The organism is Pedobacter sp. AC163 (genome assembly GCF_979258665.1).
This window is the reverse complement of sequence record NZ_OZ409872.1, coordinates 815750-842728: the sequence shown is the minus strand read 5'-3', so window position 1 is coordinate 842728 and position 26979 is coordinate 815750. Positions and strand designations below refer to the sequence as shown.

Sequence of the window (26979 nt, the reverse complement as noted above, 5' to 3'; positions counted from 1 at the left end):
GAGGGAGGTAATTAAAGGGATTGACTATTAAGCTTTACAAAAAAAAGCCCTAACCAGAACGGAAAGGGCTTCAAAGCTTTTTAATCAGCAGTGTTTAAATTCAGACTACCTCAGATTTCCCGGCTGTGCAATCCATTGATCGTACTTGATCTCACCTAAACGGGCATTTGGTGCAGGTGTCAAGGAAGCATCATTGATTTCTACTCCAAAATATGGAGCGTGTTCATTAGCTACAACTTCTCTGTTGTCACCCTTTAAGCCCATGTATTTTTGTACAAGATCACTAAGTCGGATTTTTTCAGGCCCCGCAACTTCTAAAGTTGTATTGATTGGTGAACCAATAGTAAGGGAGGTCATTGCTGCAACGACATCATCGGAGGCTATTGGCTGAATGAATGCAGGTGCAATATGAATACGCTCCCCAACCGTACCGGCCTGTACAATTCCTCCAACGAATTCAAAAAACTGAGTAGAGTGTAACAGTGAGTATGGAATGCCGGATTCTTTTATAAGTTTTTCCTGAGCAAGCTTGGCGCGAAAATAACCACTGCCCTGAAGACGTTCGGTTCCGACCACCGATAGCGCTACGTGATGTTTAACTCCGGCCTCCTTTTCTGCAGCAAGTAGGTTCTTTCCACTTGTTTGGAAGAATTCCATTACAGCCTTATCTTCAAAGGAGGGCGAGTTCGCCACATCCACCACTACATCGGCACCTGCCAGCGATTCTGCCAGCCCTTCACCGGTAATCGTATCTACACCACTTTGAGGGGACGCGGAAATGACCTGATGGCCTAAATTTTCAAGACTGTTTACCAGCTTGCTGCCAATTAGGCCTGAGCCTCCAATAACTACAATTTTCATATTTGTGTGCTTTTTATCTGGGAATTCCAGTGTTTCTATTAATATTCTTCCTATTAGCTTATCTTAAATTGCCGGGGATATTGATCCATTCTTTATAGGTATATCTGCCAATGATTGGATTTTCGCCCGGTACCAGAGTACTATCGTTTACCGCTGCACCGAAATAGAAGGCACTCGGATCCGTTATGACCACGCTCGTATCCCCCTTAAGTTTCAAGTATTGCTTAACAATTTCATCAAGTGCAATTTTCTCCGGACCGGCAACTTCTGCGGTACCATTCAGTGGGGTTGAATTGGCGATATTGACCAATGCAGCAACAACATCGCTGGAAGCAACAGGCTGAAAGACTGCCGGAGAAACGTGAATCTCATCACCTACAGTTCCCGAAGCGGCTATGCCACCAACGAATTCGTAAAACTGGGTTGCCCGTAGCAGTGAATAAGATATGCCTGAAGATTTAATTAGGTTCTCCTGGGCGAGTTTGGCCAAAAAGTATGCGTTTGCCCCCTCACGGTCTACCCCAACAATCGACAAGGCTACCAGGTGTTTTACCCTTGCCAGCTTCGCTGCGGCCAATAGGTTTTTTTCCGAGGTGGTAAAGAAATCCATTACTGCTTTTTCCTCAAAAGATGGGGAATTAGGAACATCGACAACTACTTCAGCACCCTGAAGTACTTCGCTTAGTCCTTCTCCACTTATTGTATTTACCCCTGAGCTTGGAGAAGCTGCAATAACCTCATGTCCAAGATCTTTAAGACCGGTAACGACCTGACTTCCGATCAGTCCTGTTCCGCCTATAACTACTATTTTCATATTGATTTTATTTTTTGGCCTTATGACCCTTAGTTAATTTATTTCTGTAAACCCTTAAAGGGATGATTTGCCCATCGCATTGCTGTGTTGCTGATCGGTTTTCCGCGGGGACTCCGCGCCGACGTAGGTTTGTCCCATGCACGAACGGGTGGAAAGTGCATAACCCATTACAGCCTCCTCAACAAGCTGACACCCGTCATCTTCGTCGCGATGGACACAATAACAGCCTGCAAAACAAAAGCGATAAAACCGTTTTAAATTTCAGACTGCCTCATCCGCTTAGTAAACCTTTTTAGTCCAATAAGTTATTGGGTTCAACTATCGTCCAACAAATTTCTTTACCATTGGTATGACTTTTTCAATATTTCATTTTGACAGATTCAATTGCTGTGCCTAACTGTTTAAGTGCTTGTTTTTTAAGGTTTTATTTATTTGTTTTAATCGTTCAAAGACGCGGTATATAGCCACTCCACCCAACACTCGCGATATATCAAGAGTATTTTTTTTATTTCTGTCATAAGGTGTAATATTGAGTGATTGTGGTAGGAAATTAATCGGCTCATTAAAATTGTAATTTCTTTTTGCTGGAGCGATAAATAAACCGACATGCCCAATTGGAACATACCTGCCAGTTTTTGCCATTCCTAAGTTTGCATCTCACTTGGGCATATACTTAATTGCGATAGAAATTGATTTTCCCGAATTCCAATACATTTAGTATGATCGGTGTTGCATTGCAGCTATGCTTACCGAAAAGGGGCACATAGAATCTGTGCAATCCCTGAACTAAAATTTGGGGATTGATACCTATTCCGACCAAGCCTTCTGTTCAAATGCTGATTGGCGCTAGCAAAATGTTTGCTTAGTTTTCTGTCGATAATTTTTACAATGCAGGGCCGATCACTCCGCTAAAGGCTGTTATCTGGAATACGAGAACAGCTGATGATAGTGGCAGAAAAACCACTGCTGAGCTTGAATAGGCCACCCGGTCGCATAGTTGCTGTATAATCCGGGAGATGCCTACAATTTATTTGTTGGAAATGGCCGCTTAAGGATAGTTCAGACCGGTTACTTCAGCAGCAAACTGCCATAGTTTTTCCGCTTGGCATCCGTCTTTTGCTGCATCAGTCAGCTCGGCGAGGGCCGGGTATCCCCGCAACTCGTATTCTCCATCCGGGCCATAATAGTCACCACCTTTAACATCACCCGCCGTAGCAGCATATAGTGCAGGAAGCGCGCCTTGCCATGCCGGCATCAGTGCTCCGTATTGTTCGACTGCAGCATCAAAAACGGCTTTGTCCATATGCCTTGCAAGCCTGCTTTCAGTAACCCCGGGATGGGCCGCGCTTGAAATGATATTATCTCCAAAGGCAGTTGACCTTCTTTGCAGTTCGGTCATAAACAGTAAGTCTGCCAGTTTACTCATCGAGTACTCGCGCTGCGCATCATATACCTTCTCTAGCCTCAGGTTTTCGAAATCTAATTGCTTTACCATTTTGTATGCGCCGCTGCTCATTGTTACCACTCTTGCCGCCTGGCTCTTACGAAGTAACGGGTATAAGAGCCCGGTAAGGGCAAAATGTCCCAGAAGATTAACGGCAAACTGTTGCTCAAATCCATCTTCGCTCAAACCTGCCGGAGGGGTCATTATACCCGCATTGTTGATCAGCACATCTATCTTTTGGTGACGCTGTTTGATAGCTGTCGCAAATTCGTGCACTTGCTTTAAGCTCGAAAGATCAAGCCTTTCCATTTCAAGTGATCCGCTTCCTCCATCGGCCTTTATAGTTAGGATTGCTTCTGCTGCACGCTCGATCTCTCTTGAAGCTAAGATCACATGAGCCCCTTTTTGGTAAAGTGCCTTGGCAATCTCATAACCAATTCCACTGTTTGCTCCGGTAACTAAAGCAGTCTTGTTCTGCTGGTCCGGAATATTATCTGTCGTCCAGTTCATATCTTTTTTAAGCAAAGATCAGTAGATTATTTCCCTGTCAACTCGTTGGGTCAATCAAAAAGATATATATATCAATCAATTTTAGCTTTCCTATAATTGAACGGACTGATTGTTGTATTACGTTTGAAAAAGGCAGAAAAATGATTCGCCGCCTCAAAGCCCAGTGTCCAGGAGATCTCGCCCACAGTCCAGCTCGTTCCCACAAGCAAGTTTTTTGCTTCCAAAATAAGTCTTTCTGAAATCAGAGCTGAGGTGGATTTGCCGGTAATTTTTTTTAGCGCCTTGTTAAGGTGATTCACATGGATATTCAACTGCCTGGCGAAATCTCTGGGTTCAATGAGTTCTAACCGTTGTGTGCTGTCTTCAATTGGAAACTGCTGCTCGAGTTTTCCAAAAAACTGCTCAACAATGCGTTCATTGGCATCACGCATCTGGTTTGCCGGTTGGCGTGAGGGAACCTGTTTTTCTCCCCTATAAATTAATTCTAAAAGCATCAGCGCCAGTAACGAGTATTTTAAATGAAAGGAGCCTCCCAACTCTTCCAACATACTTTTAAATATGTTTTCTATATTATCAGCCTGCGCTTTTTCAAGTGTTACTACGCTGTGCTCTTCCTGTGAAAACACGGAAAAATCATCCGAACTCGCCAGGTGCGATAGGAAGCTGTTATCGAAAATGCATACGTATCCGGTATGGTCCTTACTGATTCTTTCCCATTGATAGGGCTTTCTGGGATGGGTAAAAACAAGCGCCGGACCATTGATTTCAAATTGATGGTTTGGGTATCTGATCCTGCTATGGCCGGATACGAAACTGATTTTGTAGTAGGAGCGGCGCAGATATTCTGCAGATTTTCCTTGATGCAGCGGGATGTCTTCCACACGCGTAATATTAAAATGGCCTTTTCCGTTGATTCTTTCCTGCCCGCTAAACTTTAATGGCTTATAAAAATCCGCGATTTCGATGATGCCTTTCATCTTGCAAAGATACATGAATCAAGTCAGATTGTTTTTCTTTCCTTTTTCTGGACCATTGAGAATACCTGTCATGGTACCCTCTTGCCAAAGGAAGAAAAATTAGGTTTGTCTAAAATGTATCGGTCATGTAACAGTTACAAAATGAAGAAGAAATTTTTTGACGGCTCAGAAGTAGCTTCTGTTTGGCGATTTGAAAAATTCAGTGATATCTTTCCTGGATTTGTACAGGAAGTTCCCTGGGTTTACCTAGAAGTTTTTGAGCTGCGAAAGGGAAAGTCAGAAGATGATACGGCTAATGCCTGGCCGGTAAATAGATTAACCAAGAAAGATAAATATTCACCAAAATCAATAATTCCAAAAATTATGAACATTAATAGAAGCACTCTCAGTACAGCAAGGCTGGTACTTGCAAGCCTCATTTTAATATTGGCAGCCGTAGCGGTAGCCAATGCTCAAGTCAAAGATTTTCGCAGTGACGAACATCTAAGCCCGCAGGTGAAAACCTTCCTCAATTCCCTTAACAATGGTGGACCAGGTCTGGAAACTTTAACGCCCCAACAAGCAAGGGCCGTACTTTCTGGCGCCCAGTCTTCTGTCAAAGTCGATGAGTCGGGAATAGAGCAGTTTGAGAAAACCATAGAATCAGATGGTTTTAGCATCAAACTGAATGTTGTCAGGCCCCAAGGCGTAAAAGGAAATCTACCCGTATTTATCTTCATCCACGGCGGGGGATGGGTATTGGGAGATTATCCCACACACAGACGCATGCTCAGAGATCTTGTTGTAGGATCCGGAGCAGTAGGAGTGTTTGTTAACTATTCCAGAACACCCGAAAAGGCTTACCCGGTAGCCATCAATGAAATTTATGCTGCTACAAAATGGGTTGCGCTGCACGGCAAGGAGATCGGAGTTGATGGTGTCAAACTTGGCATAATAGGAAATAGCGTAGGGGGAAACATGACCGCTGTAATGGCAATGCTGACCAAGGAGCGTAAAGGACCTTCGATCAAGGCAGCGGTTATGCTTTGGCCCATTGTAGATGCTGATTTTGAAACTGAATCCTACAAGGCTTTTGGTGCCGACCGCTTTTTGACTACCCCACTGATGAAATGGATGTATGATATGTATATTCCGGATCCCAAAAAAAGGAAGGAGGCCTACGCTTCTCCGCTTCACGCGACGATGGAACAGCTTATAGGTTTTCCGCCAACACTAATACAGGTGGCAGAAAATGATGTGCTTAGGGATGAAGGAGAGGCTTTTGGAAGAAAACTGCTTTTGGCTGGGGTAGATGCCACAACGGTCAGATACAATGGGGTAATCCACGATTGGGGCCTGCTCAATGGCCTAGCAACCATTCCACAAACAAGAGATGTATTTATACAGGCATCAGCACACCTTAAAAAGTATCTATTTCAGTAAGGCTTATCCTGACTATTTCAGACGACTATCTTTGACCGGTACAGTCAAACTTTATCTGGCCCCGGAGCCTAAATTTGTATAAAAAAAACGATAATGGAAAACATCAAAGATAAAGTAATTGTCATTACAGGGGCCAGTAGCGGCATGGGCGCCGCAACAGCGCTCAAGCTCGGATCTTTGAGTGCTAAGCTGGTACTCGGCGCCAGAAGGACCGATCAACTTGCAAAACTAGCTAAAGAAATAGGTGAGAATGCTGTTTACAAAAAAACGGATGTTACCTTAAAAGGAGATGTTGACCAGCTGATCGATCTTGCCCTGAAAACTTTTGGGCGTGTGGATGTACTCTGGAACAATGCAGGAATTATGCCGATATCTTTTTTTGAGGAAGGTAACCTGGAAGAATGGGAGCGCATGGTTGATGTAAACATTAAGGGCGTGCTCTACGGTATCCATGCCGTACTTCCTGCTATGTTAAAAGTGGGCAAAGGCCACATCCTTTCAACATCTTCCACAGCAGGTTTGAAAATTTTCCCAAGTACCGGAATATATTCGGCTACCAAATCAGCCGTTAAATCAATTATGGAGGGGCTTAGAGAAGAACTGGCCGGAAAAATTAAAGTAACCACGCTTTATCCCGGAGCAGTATCTACCGAGCTGGGAAGAGATATAACCAGTAAAAAGGTTTTTGAGATGATCGGGAAAATGGGGCCAATGGCCTCAATGGAGGCTGATGCAATAGCAGATGCCGTGATCTATGCAATATCGCAGCCTAAGGATATAGGGGTGAACGAGATTACCATCCGTCCACTGCAACAAGCTATTTAACTGAAAGTTGCCGGTGCTCGTGCCGGCAACTTTTTATTTATCTATCAAATATGGAAAACAAAACAGAGCCGATAGGAGAGGGTATCACTTATGCGGTAGGCTGGCACCAACACCAACTTTTAGAGGAGCTGATCGCTGAACATATGCTTTTACATGTGATAAGTGGAGAACTCCGCCTTTTCGATACCACATCCGATAAGATCTACAGAGCGGGTGAAACGGTTTTTATTCAGCGCAATCACCTGATCAAATGCGGCAGCAGGCCACTCCCCGGAGGCACCCCATATGAGATCATTGTATTTATTCTCGATCAGAAACTACTACAAGACTATATGATCAAAAACACTCCTGACCTGTTCGGGGACGGACCCCCTAAATTCAGTGGAGTGGTAACCCTTCAGAACTGGCCGGCATTTGACAGCCTGTTTGGTTCACTTGATAGCTATCGAAAATCCGGGACCATGATTCCCGAATCGCTCCGACGCCACAAGCTCGAAGAGGCTGTTCTTGCACTGCTGGAATATCCGCTTAAACTTGCCTCGATAATTTTCGATTTTGAAGAACCTGGAAAGATTGACCTCAAAGCTTTTATGCTTCGAAACTATATGTTTAATATTCCAATTAGTAATTTCGCCACACTCACAGGAAGAAGTCTTTCAACTTTTCAACGGGATTTTATCAAAGTTTTCGCAGTCAGTGCATCCCAATGGCTGATTACCAGACGTCTCGAGCAGGCTCAGCAGTTACTTATTCAGGGTAAAAAGCCAACTGAAATTTATCTTGAACTTGGTTTTGCAGACCTTTCACATTTTTCCCGATCTTTTAAAAAAGCTTTTGGTTTCTCTCCATCCCTGATCAATAATAAAAGACCGGTTTAAGTTGCGATTGTTCAGCAATAGTTTCTCAGTACGTAGCTTTTCAGCAATCTGAAAGAATGCGTGATATGGGTATTGATTGTTGCTTGCGAAATGCCAAGCACCTCGCTTGCCTTTTGGTAGGAGTATCCTTCGAGTTTGCAATACACAAAAGTTTTCTTTCGTTGAGGACTCAAGCTTTCTATTGCGCAACAAAGAATGTCGTTCTGCTCTTTTTCTTCTATTAAAACGTCTGAATGCCAGTAGAGTTCACTTGTATGGTTAGATAACTCCTGAATCATTCGCCGGTCACTGGCAACCTTTCTGAAATGGTCATAAACCAGGTTTTGGGCTATCTTATATAAATAGGCCTGAATTGATTTTGAGGGATCAATTTTTGTTCTATTTACCCAGAGCCTTAAAAAAAGTTCCTGAATAAGTTCATCTGCTAGTTCTTCATCTTTTACCAGAAACATAATCCTTGAGTATAATCGGTTAAAATAAATGTGATAAATCTTCGTAAATGCTTCTTCACTATTGGCATTCATGGCATTCAGCAATTTTTTTTCTCGCGATTCTAATAATATTTCTTCCATTTAGGTATAGTTTGGTTTATGTGTTTAATTCTTCAGGCGTGTCGACTACTTGTTGGTTTCCGGAAAACCTTCACATTTAATTATTATTTTCCGATTCATTGAAATGCTCCCCGCTTGCGTAATACTCAGGTATATCGATTATGGAAACATTAAGGAGCAGTTTTGATAAGTTTATTTCGGGATCCTTAAAGGATTGCGAACGAAATGATTTTTTGGATCTTTTTGAATTGCCGGCCTGGGAAAATGAGCTTAAGCTGCTCATCTTATTGGTCATTGAACAGGAAACTTCCGTAGAAATGGGCGTCGATAATCCCGATCTGAACGTAAAGGAAAGCATCTTGCTTTCCGCGCTGAAAGGTCGCTGAGTTTTGCGGTCTCTACCGATACTTGCAATTAATTTTATCTTCATGTAATTCTGCCTTGAAAATCCTACTGAACTATTCAGTAAGCATAATGCGGAGAATTCATAAATGAAGCCAAGTTGTTATAGTCTGTAAGTCAGTTAATTACAAATTTTGATAGGTGGTGCTACTTCGCGACATGCCGTTATCCTCCAGGTCTATTGTTTAAATATGGACAATAGACCAGTTTGTGGTCAGACGGGAATAGTTTAAAACGTATACGGATGGGCGTCTTTGATTGCGGAAAGGATAAAGATGAATTCAGGAGTTTGAACTCTTTGGTTTGCTAATGCCGAGTTTTTTCATTCTAGAATTTAGTGTGGAAATATGCATGTCAAGAACTTCTGCAGCCCCGCCATTTCCAAAGACTTTCCAGTTACACTGCTCAAGAACCGATAAGATATGATCTTTTTCGTTTTCGAGTATGGTTTTTACCTTGACCTGGGATGTTTTTGCCAAAGTCAAGGGTAGCTCAATATTTTCAATCTGCTCAGTTTCACTTAACAAAACACTTCTGAAGATCAGATTCTCCAATTCTCTGACATTCCCGGGCCATTCATATTGCAGCAACTGCTCAGTTACATTTGGAGAAAACCCATCTATAGTTTTGTTCGATTCTTTTGAATACTTTTCAAGGAAATGCTGTGCCAAAAGAACAACATCGTTTTTTCGTTCTCTTAAAGGAGGCAGCTCTATCGGGAAGACATTCAGCCGGTAAAAAAGATCCAATCTAAATCTACCCGCCGCAATTTCTTCGCTCAAATTCCGGTTGGTAGCCGCCAAAACTCGCACATCGATTTTCTTAATCTGCCCGGCAATAGGCTCAATTTCTCTTTCCTGTAAAACGCGAAGAAATTTCACCTGCATTTCTAGTGGAAGTTCTCCGATTTCATCCAGGAAAATTGTTCCCCCGTCTGCCTGTTCAAATTTCCCGGTTCTCTTGTTGTGAGCACCAGTAAATGCACCTTTTTCATGTCCGAAAAGTTCAGATTCGATAAGACTCTCGGGAAGTGCAGAGCAGTTTACAACCACAAAAGGTTTATTTTTTCTTTTAGAATTTTGATGGATATCCTTTGCGATGAGCTCCTTGCCCGTACCGCTTTCTCCCAGTATGAGTACCGAGACGTCAGAATCGCTTACCACTTTGACCTGCGAGAGAACCGCTTTTATTTTGGCGCTGTTTCCAAGAAAATTCTTGAATGTGTTATGAGTAATGTTTGGGAGGGCCGGCTGCGGAGTTTCGATCCGATGTTCGTGAAGATACCAGGCAACTTCAATCATCACCAGAACATCTTTCTCGCGGAAAGGCTTCACCAAAAAACCCTGCGGCATCGTTGCTTTGGCCTCTTCAAGTATTTTTTTGTTTGAGTTGGCCGAGAGATAAACAAAGGGAATCTTGTTCTTTCTAAGGGTTTTGGCAAGGTCTATTCCGGTAAGACTTCCTTGCAGCTGTATGTCGAGCAATACCAGGTCAGGCTGTTCCTTATCCAGTATTTTCAGGGCAATAGGTACAGAACGCGCAATGCTGCAGGTAGCATACCCGGCCTTCAGTAGAATACGCTCAAGGCTGTATGCCTCTATAAACTGGTCTTCAACAATTAGTATTTTCAGCTTCAAGCCATTTCCTCCTCTTCGATAACCGTAAGGGAATTTAGGTATTCCGGATCAAAACTAATGATAAGTTTTGTGCCATTGTCGCTTTCGATCGTTAACTCGCCATTGATATCTGCGCTCAGCCCTTCGATGAGCTTAAGTCCTAGTGAACTTAAATTACTATCCCGTGCAGGGCTAACCATACCTATGCCATTGTCTGAAATAGTCAGTTCGACCAGTTTTCCAACTTTGCTAAGTTGAATGCTGATCCTACCTTTTCTGCCCCATGGAAAAGCATATTTGATAGAATTGGTCACCGCCTCGTTGATGATCAGTCCAAGCGGCATGGCTTGTCCAACATCCAGTGATAAAGCGTCGATCTCGGTAGAATAGGAAATGTTTTCTGCTTCCCCAAAACTATCCTTAAGGTAAGCTACCAGCTCCTTAATGTACTCCCTCATTTCAATGTTCTGAACGTCTTCTGAAGCATAGAGTTTTTGATGAATCAAGGACATGGCGTGTATCCGGTGCTGACTGTTTTCAATGGCGAGCAGCGCATCATCCTTTAGAAATTCTGCCTGAAGGTTGAGCAGACTAATTATGGTATGCAGGTTATTTTTTACCCTATGGTGTACTTCCTTGAGGAGCCACTGTTTCTCAGAAAGCAGCCTGTTTAATCTGGAAAGTAATACTTCCTGACGACTGTTTTTAGCCAAGATTTCTTTGTTGAGCTTTTGTCTAATCAGTGACTGGCGATAAAAAATACCACCAAGTATGAGCATTAAAAGAATGCCCGCTATACTCAGGTTTCTGATCAAACTTGCCTTTTTGACATTCGCCAGATCGAGTTGGGCTTTTTGTCGTAGCGATCTAATCACGTTCTGTTTTTTGTCATCTTCATACTGTACAAGTAAATTGGCAATTTCTTTTTTCTTTTTTTCCTTTGCAACAGAATCACTAAATGAATGGGTGGCACTGAGCTGGCGGATCGCTGATAGGTATTTTCCTTCCGCTGAATCAACCAGATACAATCTATATTTAGTACTGGTGATCGCAGTTGGTGTTGTTGTACTCGGCAGTATTCTGCGTATGGCCTCTTCCAAAAAAGGTCTGGCCTTTGAATATTGCTTGCTCTCTATGTAAAAATAGCCCATCCGATCGAAAGTGACATAGCTTTCATCATGATTGTCACTGACCAGCTTGAAGCGCTCCAGAAAATATTTTTCTGCCTTTTTATTATCTTTCAGCGCGAGATATGTATTGCCATACATATTAACGATATTCAATTTCTGCATATAGATCTCTGGTTTGTTTGAGCGAGTCGCACTGTCCAGAAACCTAAGGGCTTCTTTAGGTCTTTTCAGGTGTATTAGTCCAAATGCTATTCCCTGTATTCCATAGTACATATCTCCAAGACCGGGATAGCGCTTATAAGCGGAAAGAGCTTTTTGATATGCCTCGAGCTCCTTCTCGAACTCATCTTCCCCCTTGAATACCATCCCAAGAAGCCTGTATAAATCTCCTTCTATCAATTGATCACCCGTTTCTTCCATTACTTTTATACCGGCTCTCAAGTAAGGCATGCCGATATCGTTTTTCGATTGGTAGTTGTAGAAATCTGCAGCTAGGTAGTAAGCATACTGGATGCCCCAAACCTTGTACTTTTTGTATTCCTTGACAACTTTTTCTATTTCCATTCCCGGATCTATTTTTTTTCCCACTTGAAACGTTGCAATCGCCAGGCACTCTCTCGAGATAAGCTCATTACGCTTCGCTTTTAATCGGATACTGAGTGCTTTTGCCACCAATAAAACTCGTTCTGCTTCAGGTCGCATTTGCTCAATTCTTAGTTTGGTGTTAAGCAAATGAAATCCCAAAGCCACAAGCAGATCACATCTGGTTTTATCGTCCAGCGAAGGGAGTATGGCCTCCACTTCCGGGAACTTATCTTCGATCAGCATTCCAAGTGATTCCATATACCTCGCTTCGTAATATTTCTGCATATTAGCCAGCTTTTTACTCAAAGATGCAGCCTGGCTGGCGTATCCGATACTCTTTTTGATGAATGCAATTTTTCGCTCTGGTTTGTAATAATAAATGTTGGAAAGAGAAAGTAACATATCCACCTTTATAATATTATCCTCTTGCATCTGAACACTCCTCTGAAGTTCCGATTCTTTCATTCGATCGACCGGCTTTGGCGCGGAGAAGTACTGGGCGCTGCAGCAAAAAGCGCTACAGAATAAAAGAAAGGGGCAGAGGCCAAACATCTGCCAGATTCGACCAGGTACACGGGAATAGCTTTTAGTCAGAGTCATTTTTTGCATTTAGTTAGCTAAAAATGGACAAAAAATTCCGTAAATTTCTGATTACTTGTTTTTTAGCCATATTGGTCAAGCTTTGACCGGTATAGACAAGTAGCATTTTGTTGAAATATCAATAGCATATCCCTGATTTGTGTTGATATCTCAACATTTTAAAATTTTTGATTTTATAATATTTTGTGATACAGATAGTTATAATTTTGGTATATTTCTTGAACTTTGGGAATTTAAGCTTGACCTTTTCATGACAAAATTTTGTAGAGGAAGGTAAGCGTGATAAATCCGAAGTAAAGTAAATGGAAAAAAATAATTACCTGTCTAAAGAAGATCTTCCCGGCAGTTCACATCTATCGGCAAAATTGTATAGTGAGCAACCAAAGCATTTTTCAAACATTGACGCAGGCTGCCTTTCGTCAATAAAAAGTATGGAGGCGCTTTCATCTTATATCCACGGCATAATTGGTGGGTCTGGACTTTTTGAAAGGTATTTCATTCATTTTACTGACCCTTACGGACATTTTCGTCAAATTTGCGATTTCAAATCAGCAGCGTTCTTAGAAGATGATTATTCAGAAATACTTACAGAGATAAATGGTTTTCGAAACATCCAAAGCACGGAACCGAACGAAGATAATCCGTTAGAGGTGTTTAGTGTTATTGATGCCGCTGCAAAAGATAGGGTAGAACCATGGATGTTTCTCTTGCACAGAATGGGCATAAAAGAAGTCGTCGCCCGTTATCTGGATTTCGGTGGAAACGGGATTGGTATTTTCTGGTATGTACCCGCGAAGAGCAATTATAAAATACCGAACATTATAACCGCGCTATTGTCTGGTGCCATTGCAAGCTTTCAGCAAATCCAACAAACCCAGATAAAGATTCCTTTGACAGATCAGTCCTTTATTCAAAATAACCAACCGGAGCCCGCACAACATGAAGAATCAAATAAGGTTATGATCGGAACAGGTCCGGGTATGCAAAAGTTAAATCTTTTGATCGATAAAGTAGCTACCTCGTATGCCACAGTACTAATCCTGGGGGAAACCGGTACCGGAAAAGAACTGGTTGCAAATGAAATCCATTTCCGATCAGAAAGAAAGGACATGCCCTTTGTAAAAGTAAACTGTGCGGCGCTACCCCTTCACCTTATAGAATCTGAACTTTTCGGACATGAAAAGGGTAGTTTTACAGGTGCTACTGACAAACGCATCGGCAAATTTGAACTAGCCCACGGCGGAACGCTTTTTCTGGACGAAATTGGAGAAATGGATTCTGCATTGCAGGTAAAACTTTTGAGGGTGCTGCAAGAAAAAGAAATTGAAAGAGTGGGTGCCTCAAAATCAATCAAAGTTAATGTACGCATCATTGCCGCAACCAGCAGAGATCTTCAGGCAGAAGTAACTCAGGGAAGATTTAGAAGTGATCTTTATTACAGGCTGAACGTATTTTCAATACCTGTTCCTCCCCTGAGAGAAAGAATGGAAGACCTGACCTTATTGTGTGACTATTTCCTGAACAAACATGCTAGGGATAAAACCCCAGTCACACTTTCACCTCATGCATTCAAGCAAATAGCCGAATATCATTGGCCGGGAAACGTGAGGGAGCTCGAACACTTTATTGAACGAAGTATTTTAGTGGCCGCAGGGCCGGTTCTCAAAGCACTTTACCTTCCTGAAAAAGAAGAGCATTCCGCAGTTCCAAGAATAGAAACACATTTTAAAACATTTGAAGAAATGGAGCGCCACCACTTGAAAGATGCGCTTCGGCTCAGCCTGGGCAAGATATCCGGTAAAAATGGTGCTGCAGCCCTCTTGGGATTTCCGCCAAGCACCCTCGCCTCTAAGCTATTGCGACTCAAGATAGATAAAGATGAATTTCTTTGCCTTTAGCATTTCTCCCAAACGGCGATAGTATGTATTTCGCTTACCCAAAGTTACATGATAATTTAAATGCCAAGAATCGCTTTCATCCAAACAGGAGCTATCTTTTGTCTCTGAAGCATAGCGGCGACAAATTGCTCATCACCTAAGTTGCCTGTTGCGGTCATAACAGGTCTCATGAAAAAAGGGAAGAGTAGTATACCAAGATAAGTAATAAGGTGCTGGACAGCATCGCAGCCCGGATCTGCCTCCTTGAGTTGAGTAAGATAAATCGATCCCATAATTTCCGTGTTAAATTTGATCTGGCTCGCGAAACGCTCCGGGTTGTGCTGAATCTCGTTTAAAACAAAAATTGGAAGGTTTGGCTCTTGAAGAATAAGGTTGATATACTGCTCGCTCAATAATACCAGCTTTTCCTCAAGCGAGGTTTGGCTGTCGTTCAGGATTGGTATAATAAAGGAGAAAAGTTTTTCTATACTCTCCTGCATCACCAGATCAAATAGATTTTCCTTGCTCCTGAAATGATAGTTCATCAGTGCAAGATTCACCCCTGCTTTTTCTGCAATGTCCCTCGTTTTCGTGCCGGAATACCCGTTGGTTATAAATTCGCTCCTCGCTACAGATTTTATTTTCTCTATCGTAGATACTGTGTCCGCCGTCTTTTCGCTTTTTACTTTCATTTCTTAACTGCCGGTTAAATATAGAAAGAATTCTAAAAATATCTCAAATTTAAACATTTGTTTTAAACAGATGTTTAAATTAATTATATTTGCATAAGATTTAAATAAATTATTATGGTAGAGATTCTTTTGATCTTTATGCTCCCTATAATTCTAATGCCTCAGATTGCGGCAGGGGTGTTGGCTCGCCAAACAGGCCGGAAATTTTGGTTTTGGTTTTGGGTATCTTTCTTTATTCCTTTTATTTCACTTATTATTCTTATCTCGCTGAAAGATAAAAGTGGTGATACAAAATTGATTGACGAGAGTTCAGATGCTAAAGCCTAGTTCACTTTTGGAAAACAGGATTCTTCTTCTTTGAAAAATAGCTTATCGCCTGCACGGATCTAGAAAATGGTTGCATAAAAACAGCATCAAACAATGTTCCTATAGCTACACGAACCTCAGAAATCTTCAATTTTAAATTAATAGGTAATTTGATATTGATCAGTTTACATTGGAGTGGTGAATTGTTGAATGTAGGTATAGTTGATGCATTCGGTTACTCGATTAACAGATAAAGGTTCTTAAAAGTACTTCAGAATTTGTAGGCACGCTTTTTCTGGCCGATATCCCCATCATGACGATTTCGCATTTGTTGTTTAAGATTGCTATGATCGGATAGTGGTATAAGCGATTTGCCTTGATTATTAGGCCTTATACAGAAATGTTATCAGGTCATGAAGTCCAGTATTCTAAGTTATCTCTTAAATTTATTTAACCCATTGCATAAAGATGGCAATGGGCATCATTGCCAATACTGAAGGAACTATAATGGCGAAGGATATTCCCGAATAATAAATCAAATTATTGTATTTGATGTGGCTCCAGCCTAAAGATCTAAACGCGCTCCAGAATCCATGCAATAGATGCCAAAACAGTGAAAAACAGCCGAAAAGATAGATCAAAACTTCTATCGGGTTCTGAAATTTTTCTATTATCATCTTATATAAAGGCAGCTCTTCGCCGAAACGAAATTGATTGATTCGGTTCGGAATCCAGAAGTTGGAAGTATGGATGACCAGAAAAAGTAGAATAAGTGTACCAAGTAATGCCATGCTGCGGCTATACCAGCTACTCGAAGCCGAATCGTTTTTATAGGCGTATTGCACTGGTCTAGCATCGCGGTTTTTCTTCCACAAATACAAACCCTGGACGATGTGAATGATAAAGCCTAAAACCAATAATATTTCTATCGTTCTTATGATAGGGTTTGTCGCCATAAAGTGTGCGCCAATGGTAAAAATTGCTCCTGAGTCATTATAAAATATTAATGCATTAATCGAAGCATGTACGATCAGAAAACTTATGAGGAAGAGACCTGTTAACGCCATAACTATTTTTTTGCCGATTGAGCTTGTGAGCGATTTTGTAAACCAGTTCATTACTTAATTTCTTGGGTTTTGTTCAAAAATAACTTGATTAATGCGTCAATTGATGGACCAGATAATTAATTCGTTATGGTCCAAAGTCTAATTTTAAATAAACCAGAATAGAATGACCCCATCTCACCACAAATATATTTGCTGTAAATTCTTGCTTGCCTTTGTTTTAGTATTTTGGCGAAGAGGGGTCAATTGAATTGGTTTTTCCAAGATGACCATAGAAGATGGTGTTTTAGCTTTGAAAATTGCGCTTTTAGCCTCTGAATAAGTTCAAGTTCTCTTTTTAGTGGTTCAGCTGATAATAGTTATGGGCGCTTGTAGTTTGATTTAAACTATTCATATCAACACCGTTATAAAAGCAAGTATTTAAGATTTAATTTTAGGTTGTGCACATTAATGAGGGATGCTCAGGTCGTATTAATAGTGAAATTTGGCACTTAACAATAGAGTGAATTTTAAATAAATAATCGGTCAGCTTCTGCGCCGGAATGACGACTGGCCAATAACCTAATACCAAAGAATGAAACAAGGCCAATGGTTACGCCTACTATGACTGCTGCTTTAAATGGTGACATATTATATTAACGCGTCAATGAAAAATTTGTTTGCCTTCTTAACCGAATTGGTTGCAGGGGTTGATCGGGACGTTGAGAATTCTGCTTTCAATGATATTCCTAATAATTTGGTGCTGAAATTATAATAGCGATGAGTAGAGAATGATTAATGATTTTTGTGATCCTTTATCATTGTTCGATAACATTATTTACTTTCTATTTTTCTTAAAACTAAACGCTCTATTCGGCTATTAAATGTAACAATTGAACAAGAAAATTTGTGCGTACTTCGTTAATGATTTAATTTTAAACCTTCATAAATTTTAAGAGGGAAGATGCAATATGAGAAGATTATATTATGCCGTGGCAGCGTTCATTACGATTTTGAGGGGAAAAAATCATTTGTACTGTGATAAGAATGTTAAATCAGTAAGGGGAACAAAAAAGATTTTCTTGGAATTCCGTGCCGATTTAACGGACATGGTTGGAAATCATGAGGAGGAGCATAAGAAGGTAGCGTAATTAGTCCCAGTTGGGTCAATAAAACAAGGTTTTGGTATTGCAGTAAATGCGTGAATGGAAGAGAGTGCAATGAGCATGGTTGATGCACTACGGGCGTCTCTTTTAGTATTCGCAGTTAGGATCACTTTTTTCGCAAGTGCCCTTTATGGCATAAATCTCCATTTTATCAATTTTTCCGTCGCCATCAAAATCCACGGTTAGCGAAACATCAAAATTGGTTTCATTTAAACGAAGTATTTTATAGTAAGTATCTTTTGGACCTCTTAAAGCCAGATTATTGCCTTCCAGTCGCCAGATGGTAGAGGAACTACTGGCGCTACAATTCGCATTAAATATATTTTCATCGTACTGATGATCTCGACCCGGGCGGTTCCTGAAATAAAACGCATCCTTCGTTCTGCACTTATGAACGTATGGAGTACTCACTCCATTTAGCTTGATACTTTCATAAACCCATCTTCCCAACAGCTGTGATTCCTGATATACGACCTTATTTTCATCTTCCTCGTTTTGGTCTTTTTTGCAGGAGATTGCAACGATAATTATGAGTAGCGCTAAAAGTTTTTTCATGCACAAAAATATAAAATTGCTACGAATACTGAACTTTTCTGAGCCTCCTAAAGAAATATAGCCCGCAGATCACTACCGCTGCATAGGCGTAATGATCCAGGCCGCATTTTACCGGACCGGTTGCAGTATTTACTACGATATTATACTCATCATATTGAATTCCAATCGGAGAGAATTGGCACCTGTTACCTGTTTTCATGCCCACGGAAACTCTGGGACAAACAGTTATGGAATTCTGATATTTATTGCCAAAAAAATCATAATAGCTTCCGCTCTTTTCGGTATAATAAAAGCCGTCGAGTGTTCGGAAACAACCGGTGCCAGGTTGAGCGCTGGCAATTAAGCTTATGAGCACCAGGCTTAAAGCAAGAAGTAAATTTTTCATAATTAAGATATAACGTCTTAATTATTTCTTCAGATTTTCTAACAAGGGCAATGAACAGAAATGATCACTGTTTTTCCGGCAGTTCGGTGCGATGAACATCTGAGTGCCTGATCATCAATTCGTAGTCATCATTGATATTTTCACTTTTTTTTATTGGTTCACTGTTGTCCATTAGAAAATAAAACAGACCAATGACCAGCATATAAGTTAAACCTAGGGTTACTAAGAGCTTACATGCATAAGTACTGAACTCTTTTTCTGTCATGAGTTGAAGATAGGCAAAAAAATCTGGTTAGCCGGTTTTATGTAATATCCCGGCATTTGATGGATTGAATAATCGGCGATCTGCGTTCTATTTGATTTAATTCAAACCAAATTTCTTCATATCGTGCTGAGCCGATATATTTTATTAATTTAACAGGAATATTAAATTCCAGTATTATATTAGCAAAATAAAATCGTCCCAGATTATAATGAAAGAAGCGCCCCCTGGAGGGCGTTTTTTTGTTTAAAAGAAAAGCCTTGCATTTCTGCAGGGCTTTGAACCTAATAATCGTCCCGGATTGTTAAGAATATTCAAATATATAAAACTTCAATTAAAACCATTTGTACGAAGATCAGTACGAAAATGTAATTGAAAGATCGCTCAAAAGAAAGGCTATCTCACGACAGCCTTTTCAATTTTATACACCAACCAAATGTATGTTATCATTTATCCATGACGGTATGATAACGCATACATCATCTGATTGTTTTGTCAAGCTCCAAATTTATTTCAATTTACTTTTTGAGCTATAAAATTGCGACTGAAATTCAGCAATATTCTGTTCGCGTGTTTTCTTTAAGGCAGCTTTGACGGGTCCTTTGATTACGCTCGGAAGATCGTCGCCTGAAGGAGTGCCCCCGAGTAGGCTTTTCACGTATTTAACGATCGGGTCATCTTCACCTGCAGTTCTCAGATGTCCTTTAAGGTTTACATCCCAGGCGTTAACTGCATCTGCTACCGACTCGCCTCGGCCGATAACACTGCTTTTAAAATCCAGTGGCATCAGGCAAACAAAATGAGAGGCTTCGGAATACACTTCGGCCCCCAATAATTTTGGAAGGCCTTAAAGTGCAATCTCTACTCTTTTCCTGCGTGGCATTTTAGTAACTTTTATTGAGGTCATAACCGGTATCATCCTTTTTGGCTCTTTGCTGATAATCGATCAGGAACTGTTGAACCTCTTCAGGCGGATCCATGTGGGCTATTATTCTTTTAATATCAATATCGTTGCTCACGGCTTTTTTTAAACTGTTGTCCCAATCGATCAATGCTTCTTCGATTGAATCACCACGGCCGAAAACTCCACTCTGTGGATCTTTGCCATATAGGACACAGAATGAATTGCCATCACGGTATAGCTTTGGTTTCAGCCTGGCCGCTATGCCTTTTAAGTTGGCATTGATGAGCATATCTTTTGGGATATACATAGCTAAGCACTATTTTTGATGTATTCAGCGATCTTTGCTCTACTTGAGCTACCGGCCTTCTGCGCCATTTCTTTGTATTCGCTCACTGATATTCCTTCCTGTTTGGCAGCGTAAGCTACTTCATTTGGATCGTTCAAGTCTACTTTAGAATCGTCACGACTATCTTGTTTTGTTTTATCATCCATGACAATACAACAAGAGGGAATATGGTTTGTTTTATAGTTGAGTTTAGGATTACGGAATATTGCAGCAAATTCCATGTTCGTGAGTTGCCCGAATTCTCCCTCTCCGGTAACGCCCGCACAAGAATAGTGCTGAAGTGTTCCTCCGTGTATCATCCTGGTCGGTTAACAACCTGGTGAGGAGGGATCTTATGGTGGGAGAGCGGTGACTGATTCAGGGCCACTCTAACTAAATGAAATGGGCTAACAGAACCAAGCATTGAGCTATTCGTTAGGTAATGCTACGGTAGGAACGTGTGCTGGCAAATATGTTGTAAACCATTTATGGAATTCGGGCCTGTTGATAAAACAATCGCCAGGCGCTTTGGGTTGTTGCTTTACATTAGCACCCAGATTCATCCCAAATGCCAGAACTTCCCGATTTAGCCGTAATGGCGAAAAACCTTCAAAAAAGACTTGAGGGTAAAACCGTTCAGTCTCTTGAGCTTCATGTAACCAAAAAAACGGTTGGAACCGAAAAGGAATTTTTTGAAGCACTCGTTGCCCATAAAGTAAAATCAGTCACCAGGGAAGGAAAGGAGCTGCGTATCGCTATCGGTGAACATATGCTTGGGTTGCATTTAATGTTACATGGTGAGCTGAAACTGGTTGAGGGCGATCCTCCAAAGTTTCCTATATTCCATCTGAATTTCGGGAAGGACTCGCTCTACTTAACTGACTTTCAAAACCAGGCCAGGCCAATATTAAATCCGCAGAAATCTGAAGTGACTGATGCCTTAGCAATAAGTCTAGAGGAGTTTAGCGAGCTGCTCGGGAAAAAGAAAGCTGATATAAAAGCTGTTCTGCTTGATCAAAAGTCAATCAGGGGAATCGGTAATGCTTATGCCGATGAGATTTTATATGACGCAGGAATTTCACCACATTCGTTAGCCAGCAAAGTGCCAGCTGAGCAATTGTTTAAATCAATGGTGAGGGTATTGAAGGATGCGATTGATACTATCAGTAAAGCGGATCCTGATCGTGTAACGGGGGAGAATCGTGATTTTATGAAAGTTCATTTGCCCAAGACTGAAAAAACAGCCAAAGGGGAGGTGATTATAGCGGATAAAAAAGGTTCCCGCAAATCTTACTACGTACAAAATCAAAAGGAGTACAAGTAATAAATAGCTGGCTTTTAGCTTTTTACTTGGTGGGTTAATGCCGGAAAACAATATATTTGTATTGTCTATCCCTAATTTATGAAAACTTTAATTAAATCTGCCAAGGCGGGTGTGACTCCATTGTGCCCTCGGTGCAAAAATTTTGAAACCTATAGGATTCCGCGAAGCTATCTTTTCAACATGTGTTGACGTTCATACCGGTTAAAAGATATAAATGCGATCGATGTATTAATCGGTTCCACACAATCGATTCTTAGAACTATTCGCCTTTTTTAATGTCCGCACCTATGTTGTTATTGCTTTTGGAGCCGGGTCTAGTCCGTAAGGTTGCGCAGGAGATGATAAGTGTCTTCGGGATTTTCTGGGTATCCTTGTATTGATACTATAGGTAAAAACGTTTCGTTTCTTTTTTTCTCAACAATCTGTGGAGAGAAATAATTCAACTCATTGAATGGGATGTCTATTTTCGTGAACCAAACATGATGATAGAACTTAATTACCGTTTTAAAGATATTTACGGCAACTTCCGCAATTTTATACTGTTCCAATATCCGGATGATGATTTATGGTGCGTGCGTGATGAGCAGGTATTGCTTGCCCGGCTTTCCAGGATTCATGGGTCATGGAAGCAGCTATCTGGTGAAGCTTTGTCCAAGGGGTTTATCCAGTCGGCGGGTGATTTTATTCAACAGCACTATTATGATTCGGTTCCGCTGCAGATCAAGGAACGCTGGCCGAGTATTATTGGCAGTGTGGAAAAGAAATCGGATGCGGAAATTGCCATTGTGTGCAAGCCTCAGGTCAACCTGAGCACGTTCCGGTCTATTTTTTGCAAACATGTCTCGCGGCTTTTCCAGCAGGATATCTCTCTGGATCTAAAGGTGTACAGCTATAACTTTGCGCAGGATTTCAGTTATAAGCTGGAGGTGAAAGCCAAACGGATCGTATAGCAGCTAGAAGATCAGACTAAGTCTGGATCTGTGTGTACAAGCTGTTATTTTTTATATTATATGGGCTGGAATGTTGCTGATTTTTGGTGCTTCGATTATGGGTGAGTTGATTTTGATATTGGAATCTATAGCGAAATATTCTAGGAACTGAATGGTGTTTTGTGTTCTCTTAAAACTACCGTTGTTTTGAGATTATGTCGGGACTTTTACTAAAAAATGGATATTAATTAAATAAAAATATTCGTTTTAAAATTAGACCTAAAGAAACGGCGTATTTAAAAGTATGGGTAGCCTTACTGTCAATAAGAAACCTTAATTATCGCATTTGTAATTTTATTCTGCAAGATTATGTTATCCGTAAACCTGATTGATAAGTTATGTAATAGACGTTGGTTTTCTACCCGGAAATGCCTCCAGGGTGTTGTCTGAAAAAATAAAAATCAAAATAAAAAAATAATAAAACCTGTTGGAAATTATATCTATGAATCATGGATGGCATATTCGTTACACATTCGGATTAGACAGATTAAACAATAAGTTAAGCCTCAATGATTTGTTGGGTTAAATTTTCCAGTTCAGGATCTTCAGGAAATTTTTTGAGGTAAAACTCTTCGTAATATGCTTTTACAATAGCTGCTAAGGGTGTGGCCAACAGTGCACCGATCAGACCGAATGCTGCCGCTCCGGCAAGAAGCATAAACAGATTCGACATAGGATGGATGTTCATTGTGGAAGATCTTAATTTAGGCATTAAAAAGTCTGATATAAGTTCATTAAGTATTAAAAAAAATATCAGACACCATAGCGCTGTCATTCCACTGACTGATAATGCAACAAGCGTAGGAGGAATGGCCATAATATAGAATCCTATCTTGGGCAGTAATTCTGAAAAGAAAGCGAGTGCTGCCCATACCATCGCGCCGGGAACTTCCATCCAGGTTAAAAAGCAATAAACAATCACTGCTTCGATTGTACCTGCAATCACATTCGATTTCATCCAGCCTACCAGCATAACCGAGGTGTTGATAATAGCGTTTTTGGCTTTATCCCGTTGTTCTATGGGAAATAATGTAAGATAAAGTTCTACCAAAGGTTTAGGGTTGCCAACAAAAAACACGATCATACACAGGAAGACAATAAAAATGAATATACTACTGAACAGCGAAATGGAGAAGTTCCCTATGCTTTTTACAACATTGCCAATAGATGGGATAGCAGAGGAAATCGAGACTTCACGCTGATCAATCTGCTCTTGTAGCTGGGGGAAATTACTGATTAGCTTATCTATATAACCGGTTACCGCGTTATAATATATGGGCAGGTCCTGTAATAAACTGTCAATTTGTGTGGTTAACTGCGGGATGACTATCCAACAAAGCAGTACCGAAACAGAAAAAATTATGCTAAATACGATCAAAGAGGCAAGCCATCGTTTAAGTCCTTTTTTTTCTAGCCTGTTAACCGGAGCATTAATGATGAGACCAAACACAACCGCAAAAGTTGCTATCAATACTACGTTAAGTATTTGATAGAGGAACCACAGCAGAATGACCAGTCCCGCGGTATATAATATTAAAGAAGTAATGGTTCGGAATGAATGATCATTTGTTTTCATGGCGATGTTTGTTCAATTATGCAAGTAGTTTTATATGATGTACTAAAAACAACATCATAAATGGCAAAAGGATGTTAAAACGGGATTAAAGTTTTATCAAAATAAGATTTAAATATGCTCAGTTGTGTTAAGTCGTTGATTGTCAGTTTTTCCTGAAAATGCATCTAATTTCTGCATTCCCATTTATTTGATCCCGTTGCATCAGCTTTTTTTCAGTGCTTTTCTGGATATCATTTCTGCGCAACTATATATAAAGCAAGACAGGAATTTAATTATCTCATGGATTTTGTAGGGATAAAGAAGGTACTTTTCTGAAAGATATCAGCCATTTAGAGCGATGGTATTCTCTTTCAGAATTGTTGAGGAGCATAAATCTACCAAAGAGAGCATCAGCAATAGGTTTTTGCAATCACTAATCGGATAACAGTCTTTTATAAGTAAATCATTGATACTGATATATCTTTTATCCTTAAATAAGGATTGACCATGTTGATGTGGTGAATAAAGAGATGCTAGTATAGCGAAGCAATTAAAATGTTTGGAAAACACAGTTCATTCAATATCAGTTATTCGATGTGACGAACCTGAAAGCTTTTTATGAGAAATAAAATTATCACCAAATAAGAAAATAAGATTTCATTTGTATTTTTATTTCAGTTTCGGATCCAGTCAAATCAGGATAATTTTCTGAAAGCAATAATATTTATGGAAAAATACACTAGATTTATTTTTGGTAAAGAATAAGTTTCGCACGCCTCAATTGAAATTGATAATTCTTCATTAGTGATCTGATAACAGAATGAAAATACACGAACAAAGGCTGGGTTATGATGAAGTTGCAAGATTGGCCACGTTAAACCGATATAGAATCACCTGCAGCCCGTCTGGACATAGCCTTGAATATTTTGCAGAACTAGCCAGTGAAACGTTTGAAATGCCGGTCTGCGCGATTACGCTGATAGATCATGAAAAGATATATATTAAGGCCTCCTTCGGGACAGTCTGTAAAAGAATAGTGCCCAGGACCAAGGGTTTGCTTGGTGAACTATTGGAGGCGGATGTAGTGACTATCATTGAGGACGATGAACATACAGCAGCGTTTTCAGCAATCTTCGGTGATGGCATAGATTACTGTGCTGGCGTACCCATTGTCACAGGAGATGGCTTCAATATCGGCTCGCTATGGTTGATGAGCAACAAATCATCTGGTTTTTATTTAAGGAGAGAGTCACTGTTGATCAAATTTGTTAAAGATTTGACCGATCGGATGAACCTGTGGATTGCTATATCTGAAGATGCTCAGACCCGTTTGCAAAATATCAGGCTGATTTCAGAACATGAAAAAGTCGTTGAAAAAATGTCCAATCTGATCGATTATCAAGAGGCAGTGACCAATGCAAATAGTGTACTGGAAAATGTTTTGGATAGTTTTGAAATGGTCTTTAAGCAGGCACCTGTAGCCATGGGCATTTGTTCCGGGGCAGAGAAAAGGATCTGGCAGTCAAACCTTAGGATCCAGGATTATTTTGGAAAAGTGGAGTTATTGGGAAGAAATCTCGATGAGCTCATCACGAGAGTAAATAATGAAGATTTTGGGGCTTTACTAAAGAAGATTTATTTATCACGCGAATATTATCATGTAGAGGAAGCCAGTGTGCTGATAAACTTTGAGGATGGACCCAAATACATATATGCAAACCTTTCACTGCAACCCGTTGGCAGGATGGGTGATGAGCCCGATAACATTATTTTTCTTCTCGATGATATTACCAGCCAGATTTTCTCAAAAAAAATAAACCAACAGGCCAATAAAGTATTGCTCAATGCTATCGAAGATACCGGTCTGGGATATACGATTGTTGAGTTTGCTTCTGGTGAGATGGCGGCCAATGTACAGATGAAACAGAACTATGGTTACGGCGAATCCGAGCGGTTCAGTTATAAGGATCTTTTCGCAGCAATACTGCCCGAATTCCGGGAAAAGATAAAGCTTGCGGTTGACGAAGCTGTCCGTAGCCACGGAATTTATCAGGCCCAGTATCAGGTTAAATGGCGTGATGGTTCCATCCACTGGTTAAAAGCATATGGGAAACCTGTATATGATGCGAATGGTATAGCTTCTCATATCATCGGGTTCAATAAAATAATCTCAGTAGATTAAATGCATCAGTAACATTGATTCGCTTTCCATGAACGCAGTTAGGTAAGATATTTTAGTTCATGATGGAGTAGATTACTTTGGAGGCATGGGTACTATTTGAGTAACCTGCATAGAACGTATTTTCCAATTGTTCTCTTGCTTAACAAAGACTGCCGTAATCATCTTATGATCTGTGTTTCCTTTTCTAACTGTCTTTCCAGGCACCTGGTAATCCTGTTTTGCGATCAGAGTTTCTTTGATGTATACAATTGCTGCGTTGTCGCTCAGGAAGTGTGTCTCTGAAATGTCGAACTTGACCTGAGTGGGTTTTATACAACAATCATTGATCAGCTTAAACTGGTTTATAATCTCGCTTTTTCCTTTCCAGAACAAACCCAGAAAGTTGATGAGCGTTCCATCCTCAGTAAAGGAGTCTGCATAGGATAACATATCATTTTTGTTCCAGTCCGTTTCTTGCTTGATTATGACTTTCTTTATTTGTTCCTGTGGCGTTTGTGCCCAGCAATGAGCATTTAGGATAACAAGGAATAAAAGTATCAGTTTATTCATGGTGTGTTTTTGGTATGTTGGCGTATTCGGTGTGTCTAAAATACTGATTTTAAGTGAAATAAATGCAAATGATTGAATATAATGTACCGTATGACTTCTTTGCTAAGGGATAGGATATTTGATTTTTGAAAGTCCTCATCGACGCCGTTATTTTAAATGGGCTCAATCGATACCTTTTAGGAACTTCTTCTTGATTTCGTGTACGCTGGCCAAGTTGATTTCGCTAGCCCGATATTTAAAACTATCTTAA

The 26979-nt window shown here is 40.5% G+C and carries 27 protein-coding genes; 10 read left to right on the top strand and 17 right to left on the bottom strand.

The window, feature by feature from the left end; all coding sequences use genetic code 11:
* Positions 1-105: 105 nt before the first annotated feature.
* The 5 genes from ACZZZK_RS03450 to ACZZZK_RS03430 form a co-directional block, all read right to left on the bottom strand.
* The gene (locus ACZZZK_RS03450) at positions 106-861 is read right to left on the bottom strand and encodes an SDR family oxidoreductase (protein ID WP_463482882.1); all 756 of its coding nucleotides are present in this window, start codon (positions 859-861) and stop codon (positions 106-108) included.
* A 58-nt stretch (positions 862-919) separates the two neighbouring features.
* Positions 920-1675, bottom strand: coding sequence for an SDR family oxidoreductase (locus ACZZZK_RS03445; RefSeq protein ID WP_463482881.1), 756 nt, complete (start codon positions 1673-1675; stop codon positions 920-922).
* A 393-nt stretch (positions 1676-2068) separates the two neighbouring features.
* On the bottom strand, positions 2069-2317 hold the full coding sequence (locus tag ACZZZK_RS03440; RefSeq protein WP_463482880.1) for a hypothetical protein: 249 nt from the start codon (positions 2315-2317) through the stop codon (positions 2069-2071).
* A gap of 406 nt (positions 2318-2723) precedes the next feature.
* Positions 2724-3629: an oxidoreductase gene (locus tag ACZZZK_RS03435; protein ID WP_463482879.1), complete on the bottom strand. Its 906-nt coding sequence runs from the start codon at positions 3627-3629 to the stop codon at positions 2724-2726.
* A 71-nt stretch (positions 3630-3700) separates the two neighbouring features.
* A complete protein-coding gene (locus tag ACZZZK_RS03430; protein ID WP_463482878.1) occupies positions 3701-4606 on the bottom strand; it encodes a helix-turn-helix domain-containing protein in 906 nt (301 codons plus the stop codon).
* 114 nt (positions 4607-4720) lie between these two features.
* Here ACZZZK_RS03430 and ACZZZK_RS03425 point away from each other — a divergent pair, with 114 nt between their 5' ends.
* From ACZZZK_RS03425 to ACZZZK_RS03415, 3 genes are all read left to right on the top strand, one after another.
* Positions 4721-6028 (top strand): alpha/beta hydrolase, encoded by a 1308-nt coding sequence (locus ACZZZK_RS03425; protein ID WP_463482877.1) that lies wholly within the window; start codon positions 4721-4723, stop codon positions 6026-6028.
* A 93-nt stretch (positions 6029-6121) separates the two neighbouring features.
* Entirely contained in the window at positions 6122-6853 is a 732-nt protein-coding gene (locus tag ACZZZK_RS03420) for an SDR family oxidoreductase (protein WP_463482876.1), read from the top strand.
* Positions 6854-6903: 50 nt separating this feature from the next.
* A complete protein-coding gene (locus ACZZZK_RS03415; protein ID WP_463482875.1) occupies positions 6904-7731 on the top strand; it encodes a helix-turn-helix domain-containing protein in 828 nt (275 codons plus the stop codon).
* A gap of 11 nt (positions 7732-7742) precedes the next feature.
* On the opposite strand, the gene ACZZZK_RS03410 is transcribed toward ACZZZK_RS03415, so the two are convergent.
* Positions 7743-8303, bottom strand: a complete 561-nt coding sequence (locus ACZZZK_RS03410; RefSeq protein WP_463482874.1) for an RNA polymerase sigma factor — start codon at positions 8301-8303, stop codon at positions 7743-7745.
* A 140-nt stretch (positions 8304-8443) separates the two neighbouring features.
* Between ACZZZK_RS03410 and ACZZZK_RS03405 the strand changes: the two genes are divergently transcribed.
* Positions 8444-8668, top strand: coding sequence for a hypothetical protein (locus ACZZZK_RS03405; protein ID WP_463482873.1), 225 nt, complete (start codon positions 8444-8446; stop codon positions 8666-8668).
* Between the two features lie 297 nt (positions 8669-8965).
* Here the strand turns inward: ACZZZK_RS03405 and ACZZZK_RS03400 are convergent, their stop codons facing one another.
* Together ACZZZK_RS03400 and ACZZZK_RS03395 are read right to left on the bottom strand one after the other, a co-directional pair.
* Positions 8966-10321 (bottom strand): sigma-54-dependent transcriptional regulator, encoded by a 1356-nt coding sequence (locus ACZZZK_RS03400; RefSeq protein WP_463482872.1) that lies wholly within the window; start codon positions 10319-10321, stop codon positions 8966-8968.
* Positions 10318-12480, bottom strand: a complete 2163-nt coding sequence (locus ACZZZK_RS03395; RefSeq protein ID WP_463482871.1) for a tetratricopeptide repeat-containing sensor histidine kinase — start codon at positions 12478-12480, stop codon at positions 10318-10320. The genes ACZZZK_RS03400 and ACZZZK_RS03395 overlap by 4 nt, the downstream gene beginning before the upstream one ends.
* Positions 12481-12917: 437 nt before the next feature.
* Here ACZZZK_RS03395 and ACZZZK_RS03390 point away from each other — a divergent pair, with 437 nt between their 5' ends.
* A complete protein-coding gene (locus tag ACZZZK_RS03390) occupies positions 12918-14513 on the top strand; it encodes a sigma-54 interaction domain-containing protein (protein WP_463482870.1) in 1596 nt (531 codons plus the stop codon).
* 56 nt (positions 14514-14569) lie between these two features.
* Here ACZZZK_RS03390 and ACZZZK_RS03385 read toward each other — a convergent pair whose 3' ends face one another.
* Positions 14570-15184 (bottom strand): TetR/AcrR family transcriptional regulator, encoded by a 615-nt coding sequence (locus tag ACZZZK_RS03385; protein ID WP_463482869.1) that lies wholly within the window; start codon positions 15182-15184, stop codon positions 14570-14572.
* A 114-nt stretch (positions 15185-15298) separates the two neighbouring features.
* Between ACZZZK_RS03385 and ACZZZK_RS03380 the strand changes: the two genes are divergently transcribed.
* Positions 15299-15511 carry a hypothetical protein gene (locus tag ACZZZK_RS03380; RefSeq protein ID WP_463482868.1) on the top strand — a complete coding sequence of 71 codons (213 nt, stop codon included), beginning with the start codon at positions 15299-15301 and terminating at the stop codon, positions 15509-15511.
* A 425-nt stretch (positions 15512-15936) separates the two neighbouring features.
* Here ACZZZK_RS03380 and ACZZZK_RS03375 read toward each other — a convergent pair whose 3' ends face one another.
* A complete protein-coding gene (locus tag ACZZZK_RS03375) occupies positions 15937-16608 on the bottom strand; it encodes a succinate dehydrogenase cytochrome b subunit (RefSeq protein WP_463482867.1) in 672 nt (223 codons plus the stop codon).
* Between the two features lie 896 nt (positions 16609-17504).
* Here ACZZZK_RS03375 and ACZZZK_RS03370 point away from each other — a divergent pair.
* Positions 17505-17684, top strand: coding sequence for a hypothetical protein (locus ACZZZK_RS03370; protein ID WP_463482866.1), 180 nt, complete (start codon positions 17505-17507; stop codon positions 17682-17684).
* A 102-nt stretch (positions 17685-17786) separates the two neighbouring features.
* On the opposite strand, the gene ACZZZK_RS03365 is transcribed toward ACZZZK_RS03370, so the two are convergent.
* From ACZZZK_RS03365 to ACZZZK_RS03345, 5 genes are all read right to left on the bottom strand, one after another.
* Complete coding sequence (locus tag ACZZZK_RS03365; RefSeq protein WP_463482865.1) at positions 17787-18254, bottom strand: lipocalin family protein; 468 nt, start codon at positions 18252-18254, stop codon at positions 17787-17789.
* Between the two features lie 19 nt (positions 18255-18273).
* Positions 18274-18639, bottom strand: a complete 366-nt coding sequence (locus ACZZZK_RS03360) for a hypothetical protein (RefSeq protein ID WP_463482864.1) — start codon at positions 18637-18639, stop codon at positions 18274-18276.
* Positions 18640-19409: 770 nt separating this feature from the next.
* The gene (locus tag ACZZZK_RS03355; RefSeq protein WP_463482863.1) at positions 19410-19733 is read right to left on the bottom strand and encodes a hypothetical protein; all 324 of its coding nucleotides are present in this window, start codon (positions 19731-19733) and stop codon (positions 19410-19412) included.
* A 52-nt stretch (positions 19734-19785) separates the two neighbouring features.
* Positions 19786-20112: a hypothetical protein gene (locus ACZZZK_RS03350; protein WP_463482862.1), complete on the bottom strand. Its 327-nt coding sequence runs from the start codon at positions 20110-20112 to the stop codon at positions 19786-19788.
* 2 nt (positions 20113-20114) lie between these two features.
* Positions 20115-20450, bottom strand: coding sequence for a DUF3606 domain-containing protein (locus ACZZZK_RS03345; RefSeq protein WP_463482861.1), 336 nt, complete (start codon positions 20448-20450; stop codon positions 20115-20117).
* A gap of 248 nt (positions 20451-20698) precedes the next feature.
* On the opposite strand from ACZZZK_RS03345, the gene ACZZZK_RS03340 reads away from it, so the two are divergent.
* Both ACZZZK_RS03340 and ACZZZK_RS03335 read left to right on the top strand, forming a co-directional pair.
* On the top strand, positions 20699-21454 hold the full coding sequence (locus ACZZZK_RS03340; RefSeq protein ID WP_463482860.1) for a DNA-formamidopyrimidine glycosylase family protein: 756 nt from the start codon (positions 20699-20701) through the stop codon (positions 21452-21454).
* Positions 21455-21933: 479 nt separating this feature from the next.
* Positions 21934-22404, top strand: a complete 471-nt coding sequence (locus tag ACZZZK_RS03335) for a hypothetical protein (protein WP_463482859.1) — start codon at positions 21934-21936, stop codon at positions 22402-22404.
* A gap of 538 nt (positions 22405-22942) precedes the next feature.
* On the opposite strand, the gene ACZZZK_RS03330 is transcribed toward ACZZZK_RS03335, so the two are convergent.
* Complete coding sequence (locus tag ACZZZK_RS03330) at positions 22943-24019, bottom strand: AI-2E family transporter (protein ID WP_463482858.1); 1077 nt, start codon at positions 24017-24019, stop codon at positions 22943-22945.
* Positions 24020-24818: 799 nt separating this feature from the next.
* Here ACZZZK_RS03330 and ACZZZK_RS03325 point away from each other — a divergent pair.
* A complete protein-coding gene (locus ACZZZK_RS03325; protein WP_463482857.1) occupies positions 24819-26180 on the top strand; it encodes a PAS domain-containing protein in 1362 nt (453 codons plus the stop codon).
* Positions 26181-26252: 72 nt separating this feature from the next.
* Here the strand turns inward: ACZZZK_RS03325 and ACZZZK_RS03320 are convergent, their stop codons facing one another.
* On the bottom strand, positions 26253-26729 hold the full coding sequence (locus ACZZZK_RS03320) for an SgcJ/EcaC family oxidoreductase (protein ID WP_463482856.1): 477 nt from the start codon (positions 26727-26729) through the stop codon (positions 26253-26255).
* Positions 26730-26979 lie beyond the last annotated feature (250 nt).